The organism is Streptomyces sp. DT190, from assembly GCF_049846985.1.
Lineage (GTDB): Bacteria > Actinomycetota > Actinomycetes > Streptomycetales > Streptomycetaceae > Streptomyces.
Genome location: NZ_JBNCNM010000003.1, coordinates 179664 through 193783, shown reverse-complemented (window position 1 = coordinate 193783; position 14120 = coordinate 179664). Strand labels below are relative to the sequence as shown.

10 protein-coding genes are annotated in these 14120 nt (G+C 74.6%); 7 read left to right on the top strand and 3 right to left on the bottom strand.

Going from position 1 to position 14120, the window contains the following annotated elements; genetic code table 11:
* Positions 1–78 precede the first annotated feature (78 nt).
* From ACPXCS_RS07715 to ACPXCS_RS07700, 4 genes are all read left to right on the top strand, one after another.
* Positions 79–1755: a serine/threonine-protein kinase gene (locus tag ACPXCS_RS07715; RefSeq protein ID WP_425944609.1), complete on the top strand. Its 1677-nt coding sequence runs from the start codon at positions 79–81 to the stop codon at positions 1753–1755.
* The gene (locus ACPXCS_RS07710; RefSeq protein ID WP_425944608.1) at positions 1752–2450 is read left to right on the top strand and encodes a hypothetical protein; all 699 of its coding nucleotides are present in this window, start codon (positions 1752–1754) and stop codon (positions 2448–2450) included. The genes ACPXCS_RS07715 and ACPXCS_RS07710 overlap by 4 nt, the downstream gene beginning before the upstream one ends.
* A 123-nt stretch (positions 2451–2573) precedes the next feature.
* Entirely contained in the window at positions 2574–6176 is a 3603-nt protein-coding gene (gene putP, locus ACPXCS_RS07705) for a sodium/proline symporter PutP (RefSeq protein WP_425944607.1), read from the top strand.
* A 46-nt stretch (positions 6177–6222) separates the two neighbouring features.
* Positions 6223–7338 carry a winged helix DNA-binding domain-containing protein gene (locus ACPXCS_RS07700; RefSeq protein ID WP_425944606.1) on the top strand — a complete coding sequence of 372 codons (1116 nt, stop codon included), beginning with the start codon at positions 6223–6225 and terminating at the stop codon, positions 7336–7338.
* 143 nt (positions 7339–7481) lie between these two features.
* Here the strand turns inward: ACPXCS_RS07700 and ACPXCS_RS07695 are convergent, their stop codons facing one another.
* The gene (locus tag ACPXCS_RS07695) at positions 7482–7775 is read right to left on the bottom strand and encodes a hypothetical protein (RefSeq protein WP_031112118.1); all 294 of its coding nucleotides are present in this window, start codon (positions 7773–7775) and stop codon (positions 7482–7484) included.
* Between the two features lie 198 nt (positions 7776–7973).
* Between ACPXCS_RS07695 and ACPXCS_RS07690 the strand changes: the two genes are divergently transcribed.
* Genes ACPXCS_RS07690 through ACPXCS_RS07680 form a run of 3 tightly spaced genes read left to right on the top strand, consistent with a single transcriptional unit; the run spans position 7974 to position 11477 of the window.
* A complete protein-coding gene (locus ACPXCS_RS07690; RefSeq protein ID WP_425945239.1) occupies positions 7974–9179 on the top strand; it encodes a hypothetical protein in 1206 nt (401 codons plus the stop codon).
* Between the two features lie 32 nt (positions 9180–9211).
* Positions 9212–10741, top strand: a complete 1530-nt coding sequence (locus tag ACPXCS_RS07685; RefSeq protein WP_425945240.1) for a substrate-binding domain-containing protein — start codon at positions 9212–9214, stop codon at positions 10739–10741.
* A complete protein-coding gene (locus ACPXCS_RS07680; protein WP_425945241.1) occupies positions 10728–11477 on the top strand; it encodes a hypothetical protein in 750 nt (249 codons plus the stop codon). Before ACPXCS_RS07685 ends, ACPXCS_RS07680 begins: the two co-directional genes overlap by 14 nt.
* A 179-nt stretch (positions 11478–11656) precedes the next feature.
* Here the strand turns inward: ACPXCS_RS07680 and ACPXCS_RS07675 are convergent, their stop codons facing one another.
* Entirely contained in the window at positions 11657–12481 is an 825-nt protein-coding gene (locus ACPXCS_RS07675; RefSeq protein WP_425945242.1) for a hypothetical protein, read from the bottom strand.
* 158 nt (positions 12482–12639) lie between these two features.
* Positions 12640–13569, bottom strand: a complete 930-nt coding sequence (locus ACPXCS_RS07670) for an N-acetylmuramoyl-L-alanine amidase (protein ID WP_425945243.1) — start codon at positions 13567–13569, stop codon at positions 12640–12642.
* Positions 13570–14120 lie beyond the last annotated feature (551 nt).

Below are 14120 nucleotides of genomic sequence, written 5' to 3'. Positions count from 1 at the left end.
GCCACGCAACCGCGGTGGCCGAAAGATGTGTCTCCGAGTGCGGCCGCCCGCTGCTGGGCGGCGGCCCGGGGGGATGCGATGAACACATGGGAAGTGCCCGGCTACACCGAGTCGCTCGAACTCGGCGCGGGAGCCGGCGGACGGGTCGTCCTGGCCGTCCACGAGGAGACCGGCGTCCCGGTCGCGGTGAAGTACCTCAGCGAGTCGCTGCGCACCCGGCCGGGCTTCGTGCACGGCTTCCGGGCCGAGGCGCGGCTGCTCGGCGGGCTGGAGAGCCCGTACGTCGCCGGGCTGTACGAGTACGTGGAGAGCCCGGACGGCGCCGCCATCGTGATGGAGCTCGTCGACGGGGTGTCCCTGCGCGCGCTGCTCAGGCGCGGCGGCCCGCTCGGCCCCGAGGCCGCGCTCGTGGTCCTGAAGGGTTCGCTGCTCGGTCTGGCCGACGCGCACCGTCTCGGCGTCGTCCACCGCGACTACAAGCCGGAGAACGTCCTGGTCGAGCCGGACGGTTCCTCCAAGCTGGTCGACTTCGGCATCGCGGTGGACGCGGGCACCACCGCCGGTGTGGCCGGCACCCCTTCCTACATGGCGCCCGAGCAGTGGACCGGCGCGCCCGCCTCGCCCGCCGGGGACGTGTACGCGGCCACGGCCACCTTCTTCGAGTGCCTGACGGGCCGCAAGCCGTACACCGGTGAGAACCTCGCGGAACTCGCGCTCCAGCACGTCGACGCGCCCGTCCCCGCCGAAGAGGCCCCGGAGCCGGTACGGGACCTGGTGCGCCGGGGCATGGCCAAGGACCCGCGGGAACGGCCCGAGCGTGCCGAGGACCTCGTCACCGAGCTGGAGGCCGCCGCCGGCGCCGCCTACGGCCCGGACTGGGAGGAACGCGGCCGGGGCCGGCTGGCCGCCCTGGTCGCCCTGCTGCCCCTGCTCCTGCCCTCCGCCCGGCAGGCGCCCCGGAGCACCGTGGACACCGCCCGCACCGTGCTGAGCGGGGGGACGGGCCGCGGCCGGGACCGGTCCTGGCTGCCGGACCGGCCGGGACTGCTGGTGTCCGCCGCCGCCGTGCTCCTCGGAGCCCTGCTCACCGGCCTGCCGCAGGAGACGGGGGCGGCCGCGCAGCGCGCGGCGGAGGCGCTGGCCACCACCGGTGCCGGAGCCGGACCGTCGGCGACGCCCGGCGCGACGGCGTCCTCCCCGTCCCCGTCCGCCGCACCCACCGCGTCCGCCGGCGGCCTGTCGCCGTCGCCGTCCGAATCGTCCGGCGCGTCGCCCTCCGGCACGGCGGCCACCGACGCCGGCGGACCGCCCTCGTCCGGCACCCCGGCCGGCGGCGGGACCGGCCCCGGCGGCGAGAGCACCGCGCAGCCGCCGGCCACGGCCCCGCCCTCGCCCGACGGCCCCTCCGCTCCCGCCGGTCCCGCCGCCCCCGCGGTGAAGGACGTCTTGGTGACGTCCTTCCGCCAGACGGGCCCCACCACCGCCACCGCCACCCTCGGCGTCACCACGGACGGCACCGGTCCCCTCACGATCACGGTCGGCTGGTTCACGGGCGACACGGCGGGACAGCCGGGCACCCCGGACGGCGCGCCCCGGACCTTCGAGCGCAGCGGCGCCACCCGGTACACGCTCACCGTCGACCACACCTTCCTGACCCTCGGCTGCTACTGGACGGTGCAGGCCGGCACCACGCCGGCCGCCGCCGGCGGCGGTGCCTCGCAGCAGCTGCTCACCCGGCGGTGCGATCTGCGATGACCGCACGCGACGACACCCCCGTGCCCCCCGAGGAGCGGACCGCTGCCTCCCCGCCCGCCGACCCGGCCCGGACAACCGGGCCGGACGACACCGGGTACAGCGCCACCGTGCTGGCCAGCCACTGGATCGTGCGGCCGGAGGAGGACGAGACCCGCGTCGAGCGGGACGCGGGGGAGGAGGAGCCGACGCGGCCCGACCGCGTCGAGGGCACCGTGCTGCGCTTCGGGCCGGGTGTGAACGCCGCCGTCGCGCAGCGCGCCCACCGGACGCTTCCCGCCGTGCCGCCTCCCGCCGGGCCCCCGCGCCGACGGCTGCGCCGGCACGCGCTGCCCGCGCTGGTCGTGCTCTGGGTCCTCGCGTTCCTCGCCTGGCAGCGCCTCGGGCCGCCCCTCGCCGTCCGCGGGGCCACGGTCACGGCCCGGCCCGCGGTGCTCGGCTGCGGCGGCACCGCGCACCTGACCGGCCTCGTCACCACCAACGGCCGCCCGGGCACGCTGTCCTACCGCTGGGTGCGCAGCGACGGCACCGCCTCGGGCGTCCTGGAGGAGGAACTGGTCCGGGGGCAGACCCGGGCACGCCTGCACCTGCGCTGGACCTTCCAGGGCACCGGGCAGCGGACCGCCCGGGCCGAACTGCGCATCATCTCCCCGGCTCCCCGCACCCTGAGCACCGGTTTCACCTACGACTGCCCCTGACCCGTCAGCCCCGCCGGGCGGCCACTCCCGGCGGGGATCTGTACATTTGGTCGAAGAGACAGACAAAATGCCAGGCGTGCCGACGGTCGTGCCCGTCCCCTGAGCCGCGCAGGCGAGGACCACATGCTCGATGTGAGTGCGCCGATCCTGACCATGTTCCTCGTGTACGTGGCCGCCATGATCGGGACCGGTGTCTGGGCGTACCGCCGCACTCGTACGTTCACCGACTTCGCGCTCGGCGGCCGCCGGCTCAGCGCGTTCGTCGCGGCCCTGTCCGCCGGGGCCAGCGACATGTCCGGCTGGCTGTTCCTCGCGTTGCCCGGCGCCATCTACGCGGCCGGTCTCGGCGCCGGCTGGATCGCCGTCGGCCTGGTCGCCGGCACCTACCTCAACTGGCTCTTCGTCGCTCCACGGCTGCGCACCTACACCGAGCGCGCCGAGAACGCCGTCAGCCTGTCGGCCTATCTGGAGGAGCGGTTCGAGGACCGCACCCGGATGCTCCGGCTGGTATCGGCCGCCGTCACGCTGGTGTTCTTCACCGTCTACGTCGCCGGTGGCCTGGTGGCCGGCGGACTGCTGTTCGAGCAGGTCTTCGACGTCCGCTTCGGTCTCGGGGTGACCCTGACCGCCCTGGTGATCGTCGTCTACGCGGGCCTGGGCGGCTTCCTCGCCGTGAGCACCACCCATGTGATGCAGGGCAGCCTGATGTTCCTGGCGCTGCTGGTGCTCCCCCTGACGGGGGTCGTGGCGCTCGGCGGCTTCGGGGCCCTGGGCGACGCCGTCGACGGCAGGACGCCGGGGCTGCTCGACATGGGAGCCAGGGTCGGCTACGCCGACGGACAGTGGTCACCGGACGGGCCGCTCGGGTTCGTCGCGACCGTCTCGCTGCTCGCCTGGGGCCTGGGCTACTTCGGCCAGCCGCACATCCTGGCCCGCTTCATGGGCATCCGCAGCACCCGGGCCGTCCCGGCGGCCCGCCGCATCGGCACGGCCTGGGTCGCCGTCGTGCTCGCCGGCGCCACCGTCGTCGGCCTGGTGGGCATCGCCCGGCTGGACCCCCCGCTCGGCGACCCGGACACGGTGTACATCGCCCTGGCGCGGGCCCTGTTCACGCCCTGGGTCGCCGGTGTGCTGCTGATCGCCGTGCTGGCCGCGATCATGTCGACCGCCGACAGCCAGCTCCTGGTGTCCTCCACGGCGCTCACCGAGGACTTCTACCGGGCGTTCCTGCACCGGCGGGCCGGGGACCGCACGCTGGTGCGGGTCGGCCGGGCCGCCGTCGTCGTGGTGATCGTGGTGGCCTATGTGATCGCGCTCAGACGCGGCGGGCTGCTGGACATCGTCGGCCAGGCCTGGGCGGGCTTCGGCGCCGCCTTCGGGCCGGTGGTCCTGCTGTCGCTGTACTGGCCGCGCATGACCTGGGCGGGCGCCATGGCCGGGATCGTGTCGGGCGCGGCCACGGTCCTGCTCTGGGACCACCTCAACCCCCTGCTCGGCCCTCTGGAGTCGGGCCTCTACGAGATGGTCCCGGGCGTCCTGGTCGCCACGGCCGCCGCGCTGGTCTTCGGCAGGTTCGTCGGCCGGCCGCCGAAACGCGCCTTCTGGCGGATGCCCGGCGGAGGCGTCAGCCGGCTGATGGTGGCGCCGCTGCTCACGGACGCGCCGGTCGGCATGGCCGTCCTGGACGCGGACCTGCGCTACGTCTGGGTGAACGAGCCGCTGGAGCGCCTCATCCCGCTCGAACGACGGCTGGGACGCCAGGTGCGGGAGGTGCTGCCGCAGGAGGAGGCGGCGGCCTTCGAGGAGCAGATGCGCAAGGTCCTGGAGACCGGGGAACCGGTGCTGGACCACGAGTACCGCGCCCCCGGCCACCTCGACCCCGGCCGGGTCCGGGCCTGCTCCGCCTCCTTCTTCGGCATGCGGGACCGCAAGGGCCGCACCGTCGGCGTCTCCTACATGGTCGTCGACGTCACCGAGCGGTGGCGGGCCCAGGAGCGCCTGGCGCTGCTCAACAACGCCGGCGCGCGCATCGGCAGCACGCTGGAGATCACCCGCACCGCGCAGGAACTGGCCGACGAGGCGGTGCCGGCCGTCGCCGAGTTCGTCGCGGTCGACCTGCTCGACTCGGTCATGCGCGGCGAGGAACCGGCCCCCGGGCCGGTGGGCATGACGCCCGTCATCCGCCGCGCGGGCCAGCAGTCGCTGCGCGCGGGCTGCCCGGAGGCGAGCCTGGCGGTGGGCGAGACCGTACGGCGCGCGTCCCGGTCACCGGTGACCCGCTGCCTGCGGGAGAGCCGGACGCTGGTGGAACGCGTCCTGGACCTGTCGGCCAGCGCCTGGGTGACCGAGGACGAGTCGCTTGGCTCGACCCTGCGCGACTTCGGCTTCCGCTCGCTCATGGTGGTGCCGGTGCGGGCCCGCGGCGTCACCCTCGGCGTGGCGACGTTCGCCCGCACCGACCGCACGGGCCCGTTCGAGGACGACGACGTACGGCTCGCCGAGGAACTCGTGTCGCGGGCGGCCGTGTCCGTCGACAACGCGCGCCGCTTCACGCGCGAGCGCGCCGCGGCCCGCTCCATGCAGCGCTACCTGCTGCCGCACGAACTGGCCGGCGGCTCGGCGCTGGAGGTGGCGTCCTGGTACCTGCCCGCGGACGCCCCCAGCGGGGTGGGCGGTGACTGGTTCGACGTGATCCCGCTGTCCGGTGCCCGGGTCGCCCTGGTGGTCGGGGACGTCGTGGGCCACGGCATGAACGCGGCGGCCACCATGGGGCGCCTGCGCACGGCGGTCCGCACCCTCGCCGACCTGGACCTGCCCCCGGACGAACTGCTGGCCCATCTGGACGACCTGGTGATCGGCCACCTCGGGGACTCCGGCGACCGGGAGCCCGCCGCCGCGGACGACGAGACCGCGGGCGCCGCGTTCCTCGGGGCGACCTGCCTGTACGCCGTCTACGACCCGGTCAGCAGACGGTGCGCGCTGGCCCGGGCCGGCCACCTCCCGCCGGTGGTCGTCGCCCCCGACGGCACCGCGGAACTCCTCGACCTGCCCGCCGGACCGCCCCTCGGCCTGGGCTACCTCCCCTTCGAGTCCGTCGAGGTGGAACTGGCCGAGGGCAGCCTCATCGCCCTGTACACGGACGGCCTCATCGAGACCTACGACCGGGACGTCGACCTGGGGCTCGACCGGCTCGGCGACGCCCTCGCGACGCGGGGCACGGACCTGGAGGAGATCGGCCGGGGCGCGGTCGACGCCCTGCTGACCGGTCCGCCCTCCGACGACGTGGCCCTGCTGCTGGCCCGGACCCGCGTCCTGGCCGCGGAGCAGGTCGTCGCCTGGGACCTGCCCAGCGACCCGGCCGCCGTCGCCCACGCCCGCTCCCTCGCCGTCGGGCGCCTGGAGGAGTGGGGCCTGGCGGACCTGGCCTTCACCACGGAACTCATCGTCAGCGAACTGGTCACCAACGCCATCCGCCACGCCACCGGACCGGTCTGCCTGCGCCTGATCCGGGACCGCGGCCTCATCTGCGAGGTCTCCGACGGCGCCAGCACCGCACCGCGCCTGCGCCACGCCCGGACCACCGACGAAGGCGGACGGGGTCTGCTGATCGTGGCGCAGCTCGCCCAGCGGTGGGGCACCCGCTACACCGCGAACGGCAAGATCATCTGGACGGAGCAGGTCCTGCGCCAGGGCGCCGAGCCCGGCCGGCGGGCGGACGGCGCGTGAGGCTTGCGGACAGTACCTGTCCGCAAGCCCGGCTACCGTGCCCTGTATGACGAAGACCAAGCGGAGCGTCACCGGTACGGCCCCCCTCCTCGGCACCAGGGCCCTCAACCGTGCCACCCTGGAACGGCAGTTGCTCCTGCGGCCCGCCCGGATGTCCGCCGCCGGCGCCGTCGAGCACCTGGTCGGTCTGCAGGCGCAGAACGTCAAGCCGCCGTACTGGGCGCTCGCCGCCCGGCTCGACGGCTTCACGCCGGAGGAACTGTCGCGGCCGATGGCCGACCGGGAGGTCGTCCGGATCGTCACCATGCGCTCCACCCTCCACACCCACACCGCGGCCGACTGCCTCGCCCTGCGGCCGCTGACGCAACCCGCCATGGACCGGGAGGTGGCGCACTTCCGCAAGGGCCTCGACGGCGTCGACCTGGAGCGCCTCGACCGGGTGGCCCGCGATCTCGTGGAGGCCGAGCCGCGCACCATGAAGCAGCTGCGCGAGGCCCTGCTGCGGGAGTGGCCCGACGCCGATCCGCAGTCCCTGGCGGTCGCCGCCCGCTGCCGCCTGCCGCTCGTGCAGGTCACCCCGCGCGGCCTGTGGGGCAGGAGCGGACAGGTCGCTCTCACCACCGCCGAGCGGTGGCTCGGCCGCCCCGCCGGACCGCCCGCCACGCCCGACGCGGTCGTCCTGCGCTACCTCGCCGCCTTCGGCCCGGCCTCCGTGCGCGACATGCAGGCCTGGGCCGGAGTGACGCGCCTGGGCGAGGCGTTCGAGCGGCTGCGCCCGCGCCTGGTGACCTTCCGGGACGACAGGGGCACCGAGCTCTTCGACCTCCCGGACGCCCCGCGCCCCGACCCGGACACCGAGGCCCCGCCGCGCTTCCTGCCCGAGTTCGACAACCTGCTGCTCTCCCACGCCGACCGCACCCGGGTCGTCCCGCCCGAGCACCGCGGCCGCAGCTGGCAGGGCAACATCGCCTACTGCACGCTCCTCGTCGACGGCTTCCTCGCGGGCCTGTGGCGGCTGGAGAAGGACGCCCTCGTGATCGAGCCCTTCGAACCGCTCGGCACGGCGCGGCGCGAGGAGGTCACCGCCGAGGCGGAGCGGATGCTGCGGATCATGCACCCGGACACCTCGTACGACATCCGTTTCGGCACCGTACGCAGGTGAACGGCCCGGACCGCCGGGGAGGGGTGCCTGCGACGCCGTGGGCGAGATGAGCCCGCGGACATGGAGAGGGGGGGGGGGGGGGGGGGGGGGGGGGGGGGGGGGGGGCGCCCCCCCCCCCCCCCCCCGCGCCCGTGCGGGCAGGTTCAGTGCCGGTGCACCCGGTTGGCGATGGCGTGGCCCACGAACAGGTACACCACCGCCGCCAGGCCGTAGCCCGCCACGACCCTGGCCCATGCCTCGTCGAAGGTGAACAGGTCGTGCGACCAGCCGGCCAGCCAGCGGGCCGCGTCGTGGATGAACTGGACGAAGTCGTTCGCCCGGTTCGCGTCCAGCAGGTACATCAGGATCCACAGGCCCAGGATGAGGGCCATGATGTCGGCGACGACCGCGATGATCGTGCCGGCCTGATTCGCGCCGTTGCGATATCGAGGGGACATGGGTACCGGATTGCCCGCGCCGCCGGTTCGAAACCCGTCGCGGGTTTCCCGCCGTGTTCAACCGGTGTTCCCGGCCCGGTCGTTCGGGGTACACCCGCATCACCGACGATCCTGGCCCGGGCGGCCGGGGAGCGCGCCGGTGTCACGGGGGGAGAGACGCAGGTGCCTGCGAACAGACCCGCAACCCGAGAGCCGCGGTTGACCGTCACCAGACCTCCGCGCCGGCGTCTGCGCAGAGCGCTGGCGTCGGCGCTGCCCGTCCCGGTCGTCGGGCTGGCCCTGCTCGTGGCCTCCGGGAACCTCCTGCTGCCGCTGCGGACCGTGGTCACCATCGAGGCCAAGATGGCCTCGAAACGGGACTTCTTCCAGGACCCCGAGGTCGAACGGCTGCTCATGAAGCACGGCTTCCGGGTGCACATCACCAACATGGGCTCCCGTGAGATCGCCCAGCAGGACCACGAGGGATACGACGTCGTCTTCCCCTCCGGCCAGCCGGCCGCCGACCTGATCAGCCGCGAGCGCGCCCGGGCGAACCGTCCGGTGCTGCTCTACCGCCCCTTCGTCAGCCCCATCGTGCTGGCCACCTACCGCGACTACGCCGAGGTCCTCGCGGCCGAGGGCGTCGCGCGGCGCCTGCCGGGCCCCGGCGGGCGGCCGATGTACTACACCCTCGACATGCGCAAGTTCCTCGATCTGGCCCACGGCAGGAGAAAGGGCGACCGGCGCGACCCGGACAACGGCTACCGCTGGGACGAGATCGACCACGGCGACCGCGTCCGCAACGGCAACAAGATCCTCGCCCAGACCTCGGACATCTGCGAGGCCAACTCCGCCGGCACCTACCTCGGACTCGTCGCCTTCGTCGAGCACGGCAACGACGCGCCGGACAACGCGGCCGAGGCGGAGCGACTCGCCCGGAAGATCAAGCCGCTCCTCGTCGAACAGGGCCTGCCGTCCTCGGAGCGGGCCGAGACGTATCTGTCCCCGGACGGGCCGGGCATCGCCCCCGTCTCGGTGATCTACGAGCACCAGTTCCTCGCCCACCAGATCAGGCACGAGGCCGCCGAGGGCGTGCCCGACGGCGAACGCGTCCTGCTCTACCCGTCCACCCGCTTCGTCACCGAGCCCCAGCTCGTCGCGCTGACCGGCGACGGCGCCCGGCTCGGCGAGCTCGTCAGCACGGACCCCGAACTCCAGCAGCGCGCCGTGGAGTTGGGCTTCCGCGCCCGCAACGCCGGCGGCGGCACGGCCGGTGACGGACTCACCCGGTTCCTCACCGAGCGGCAGATCCCGGTGCCCACCACGTCCTCCGACGACACCCGGGCCGTGCTGCCCAGCCTGCCCCTGCTGGAGAGGATGATCGAGATCGTCGGCGACTGCCCGGACCGGACGGGCGGCCGGTGAGGCGCGGCGCGGGCCTGCCGGCCCTCTGCCTCGTGCTCGTCGCCTCCCTGGTCACCGCCTGCTCGGGCGGCGACGGCGACGACCCGGTGCGGCTGCGCGTGCTGGCCGGCCCCGACGTCTCCGTACCGGCGCCGCTGCTGGCGCAGCTGCGGGACGAGACGGGCGTCGACCTGCGTCTGGAGCACCGGCCCGACGCCGAGACGCGCCCCCCGGACCGCGGCCGGTACGACCTCGCCTGGCTGTCCTCCGACCGCTATCTGCGCCTCACCGGCAACGACGCGACCCGAGGGCTGCAGCGCACGCCCACCATGACGTCCCCCGTCGTCGTCGGCCTGAAGCCCGGCGTGGCCGCGCACCTGCGCGCCCGGGTGGCCGGCTCCCGGCCCACCTGGGCCGACATCGCCGACGCCGCCGCCACCGGCACCGTCCGCTTCGGCATGGCCGACCCGCGGCACGCCGGCAGCGGACTGGCCGCCCTCGTCGGCGTCGCCACCGCCGCCGCCGGCACCGGGGCCGCGCTGCGCCCCGAGGACGTCTCCTGCGACCGGCTGCGCGGCTTCCGCTCCGGCCAGACCCTCACCGCCGACACCGGCCCCGCCCTCGTCGACTCCTACGTCGACCACCAGGACGAGGCCGACGCCCTCATCACGTACGAGTCCGACCTGCTCGCCCTGAACGCCTCCGGCCGCCTCGCCGGCCCCCTGGAGGTCGTCCGCCCCGAGGACGGCACGGTCCTGGCGGACTTCCCGCTGCTCCTGCTCGACCCGGCCCGGCGCACCGCGTACGACAAGGTCACACGGTGGCTGCGCCGCGACTCGGTGCAGCGGCAGATCATGCGGCAGACCCTGCGCCGCCCCGTCAGCACGACCGTCACCCGGGACGCGCGGCTGCGCGAACCCGTCGGCAACGCCCTGTACTTCCCCGACCGGGCCGCCGTCGTCGACGCGCTGCTGGCGGACTACGGCGACCCCGGCCGGCGCACCACGAGCCAGGTGGTCTTCCTGCTCGACTTCTCCGGCTCGATGCGCGGGGCCCGGACGGCCGCCCTGCGCGCGGCCTTCGCCGGCCTCAGCGGCGCGGACCCCTCCGCCTCCGGCAAGTTCACCCGCTTCCACCGGGGCGAGCGGCTGACCGTCGTCCGCTTCGGCGGCCGGGTCCTGGGGGAGAAGACCGTCACCGTCACCGGGCCGGAGGACCTCGACGCCCTCGCCTCCGCCGTCGCCCGGGGCGGCCACGGCGGCGCCACCGCCCTGTGGTCCGCCCTCGACCACGGCTACCGCACCGCGGCCCGCGAACTGGCCGCCGACCCCGGCCGCTCCGTCTCCCTCGTGCTGATGACGGACGGCGAGAACAACGCGGGCCTGAGCTACGCGCAGTTCGCGCGCCGCCACCAGGCGCTGCCCGCCGCCGTGCGCTCCGCCGTTCCCACCTACCCCGTCCACTTCGGCGAGGCCGACGCCGACGAGCTGCGGCGCGTTGCGGCACGGACGGGCGGACGGATGGTGGAGGCCGCCGGCTCGTCCCTGTCCGAGGCGTTCAAGGAGATCCGTGGCTGTCACTGACGCACTGTGGTGGAGCCTGTGGTGGCCGTGGATGACGGTCTGGCTGGTGACGGCCGCCGGCACCGTGGTGCTCGCGGTGGTCCTGGTGCGCCACGCCCGCGAGCGCCGCAGGCACCTGAGGCGCTGGCAGTCGGCGTACAGCATCTGCCTGTACCTGGACGAGCAGGCGGTGATGGACCTGTGGGAGCTCGGCAACTACCGGTCCGCGCTGGAGGAGGCCGTCGAGCTGCGCACGAAGGTCGACACGAGTGTCGGCTTCTGGAGCCGGGTGCTGACGTGGCTGTTCCGGTTCCGGCTGAAGCGGGACGTCAGCCAGGAGACGTTCCGCAAGTTCGTGCGCAAGGACAAGCCGATCAACGTGATCGGCGTGGTCATGGAGGCCTTCGACCGGGCCGACGCCATCGTCCACGCCGACCTGACCACCCTGACCGTCGTCCCCAACCGGAACCTCTCCGCCGACCTGGCGGACGGCCGCGCGGTGACCCTGAGCCGCATCGGCGAGTTCGTCTCCGTCAAGGGCGTCTTCACCCGCGTCCCGGACGTGGCCGACGGCTTCGCACTGCGGGCCGAGTACGGCGCGGAGCGGCCCCCGGTGTCCATGCGGGTCGTGGCCCCCGGGAACGCCCGCCGCTCCATCCCGGCCGGCACCTTCACGGCCCGCTGCCTGGGCAAGATGACCGGCTGGCGCGAGGAGACCCGCGAGGTGACGCTGGAGGCGATCGCGATCTTCTGGTGACCGCCGCTCAGCGGGAGCCGAGGTCGGCGAGCACCCGCAGGGGGTGCGGGTCGGGCGCGAGGCGCGAGTCCGAGCCGCGCGCCCGACTTCTGACGGTGTGTCAGCCGATGGGGGCGACGACTGTACGGCGACGGCCCCCCGCCCGGAAGGGCGAGGGGCCGTGCGAGGGGCCGTGGGGCTCAGCCGCGCTGGATGCCCGAGGTGTCCTGCAGGACTCCGCGGCGGCCGTCCTGCGTCTGGGCGACCAGGGCCGCTCCACGCTGCTCGACGGCCAGGTACCAGGTGCCCGGGGCGAGTTCGGCGATGGGCGTCGGCGAACCGTCCTCCGCGAACAGCGGACGCGGCACCGGCACCGCGAACCAGAACGGGGAGAAGTCCCCGGCCGGCGGCTGCGGCGCCTGGGCCTGCTGCGGCTGGGGCTGACCGCCGAACGGCTGCCCCGGCTGCGGCTGGCCGTAGCCGCCGGGCTGCTGGGCGCCCGGGTAGCCGTAACCACCTTGGGGCTGGCCGCCGTAGGGCTGGGGAGCGGCGGGGCGGGGGGCCGGGACGAGGGCGCCCTTGAGGGCGGGGACCAGGGGCGTGGCGAGGGCGGCGGCGGCCATCAGCAGCGTGGCGACGAGGGCGAGGATCATGCCGATGCCGGGGCTCGGGGCGCCGGAACTGCCGTTCTCACCGATGTTGTCGAAGCCGCCCGGCACGTCGAAGATGTTGCCGAGCGCGCTCCACGCGGCGAACACCGTGAAGGCGACACCGAACGGGACGAGCTCCAGCCCCGCGATCTTCGGGGCCTGCGGCAGGCCCCGGCCGACGACGACGAGCGCGGCGCCGATGATCCCGGCCAGCACGACGCTGAACACGACCGGGCCGCTGCCCCACAGGCTGGGGAGGTCGACGCTGTCGGGGACATTGTCGAACGAGTAGAGGTCGAGGAACGACGCGATCAACAGCAATACCGCTGCTCCGATCACCACGCCGTCGCCCCGAGTGAGGGAGCGGATATTCACTTCAGGTCCTTCGTAGGTCGTCTCGTCGTCGGTAGAGGCGTCGCTGTCACCATGTCGCCGTCCGGACTCGGTGTGAAGCGCGGGGGTGGCCCCTCATCGTAAGGAGGACCCTATCGTCCGCCCCATCAGGGTGTCCGCCGGGATCTGCCGGTCCGCACCTACCCGCGCAGGAAACTCACGATTCCCTCAGAGATTCCCTGCGCCGCCTTCTGTCGCCAGGCGCCACTGGTGAGCAACGCCGCGTCCTTGCTATCGCGCATGTTGCCGCACTCGATGAACACCTTGGGAACCGTTGACAGATTGAGACCGCCCAGGTCCTTCCGCGTGACGAGACCCCCGCCGTCACCGACGTAGTTGGAGGGCGCGCTGCCGGTGACGGCCACGAAGCGGCCCGCCACGCGCTCGCCGAGGTCGCGGGAAGGGGCCACGATCGCCCGGGTGTCGGCGGCGCCGGCCCGGACCGGGCCGGGCAGGATCACGTGGAAGCCGCGGTTGCCGGCCCCCGAGCCGTCCGCGTGCACGGACACCACCGCGTCGGCCTTCGCCCGGTTGCCGATCCGGGCCCGCTCGTCGACGCAGGGGCCGAACGGCCGGTCGCCGTCCTGCGTCAGCTTCACCGTGGCGCCCTGCCTCTCCAGCAGGGTGCGCATCCGGTGCGCCACGTCCAGCGTGAACTTCGCCTCGGTGTACCCGTCGTCGGTGGACGTGCCCGTGGTGTCGCACTCCTTGCGGTGGGTGCCGATGTCCACCGTGCGGTTGATCTCGTCCGGGTGCTGGAAGTTGCCCGGGTTGTGGCCCGGGTCGATGACGACGACCTTGCCCTTGAGCGGACCGGTGGCGGCGGGAGCGGAGGCCGTGGGCGTCGGCGAGGGCTCCGGCTGCTTGCCGTCCCCGGTGGGAGCGGCGGGCGTGGACGCCCCGACGGTCGCCCGGCTCGTACCGCCGTCGTCCCCCGAGCCGCCCACCGTCTCGTAGACGAGCCAGCCGAGCAGCGCCCCCGGCACGAGCGCGGCGAGCGCGACGGTCAGAGGGCCGCGACGGGAGCGGCGGGGCTGGGGAGGTTCGAAGTCCGGGCCTGCGTACGACACGCAGCCACCCTAGCGGCCGCCCCCGGACCCCGCGGCCCGAGGCACCCCGACGGACGGCCACCCCCTGAGGAGCCGCGCGACCGGGACGAAACGGGCCGCGGGGTCCGGGGGCGGCGGCGGGTCCTGCGCGGGCTGCGGGTGTGGTGCGGGTCGCTGCGGTGGTGCCTGGGCGGCGGGTTCGCGGGTGGGGTCGGGGCTTGGTGCGGGGCGCGGGTCCCGTGTCCGGGAGGGATGTGCGGGCGTGGGCGGACGCGGGCAGCGCGCGGGTGCGGCGGCGGGGCTGGCGTGGGCTGCGGGTGCGGGGTGGGTCGCTGCGGTGGTGTCTGGGCGGCGGGTCCGGGGGTGGGCCGGGCTTGGTGCGGGGCGTGGGTCCGGTGTTCCGGAGGGACGTGCGGAGGCGTGACGCGGGCGGGTGCCGCGCTGGTTGCGGGTGCGGGGTGGGTCGTTGCGGTGGTGTCTGGGCGGCGGGTCCGCGGGTGGGCCGGGCTTGGTGCGGGGCGTGGGTCCGGTGTTCCGGAGGGACGTGCGGAGGCGTGACGCGGGCGGGTGCC

Bases quoted from the DNA above. Each gene is read 5' to 3' on its own strand.
- ACPXCS_RS07715 (WP_425944609.1), top strand. From the start codon at position 79: ATGAACACATGGGAAGTGCCCGGCTACACCGAGTCGCTCGAACTCGGC.
- ACPXCS_RS07710 (WP_425944608.1), top strand. From the start codon at position 1,752: ATGACCGCACGCGACGACACCCCCGTGCCCCCCGAGGAGCGGACCGCT.
- putP (WP_425944607.1), top strand. From the start codon at position 2,574: ATGCTCGATGTGAGTGCGCCGATCCTGACCATGTTCCTCGTGTACGTG.
- ACPXCS_RS07700 (WP_425944606.1), top strand. From the start codon at position 6,223: ATGACGAAGACCAAGCGGAGCGTCACCGGTACGGCCCCCCTCCTCGGC.
- ACPXCS_RS07695 (WP_031112118.1), bottom strand. From the start codon at position 7,775: ATGTCCCCTCGATATCGCAACGGCGCGAATCAGGCCGGCACGATCATC.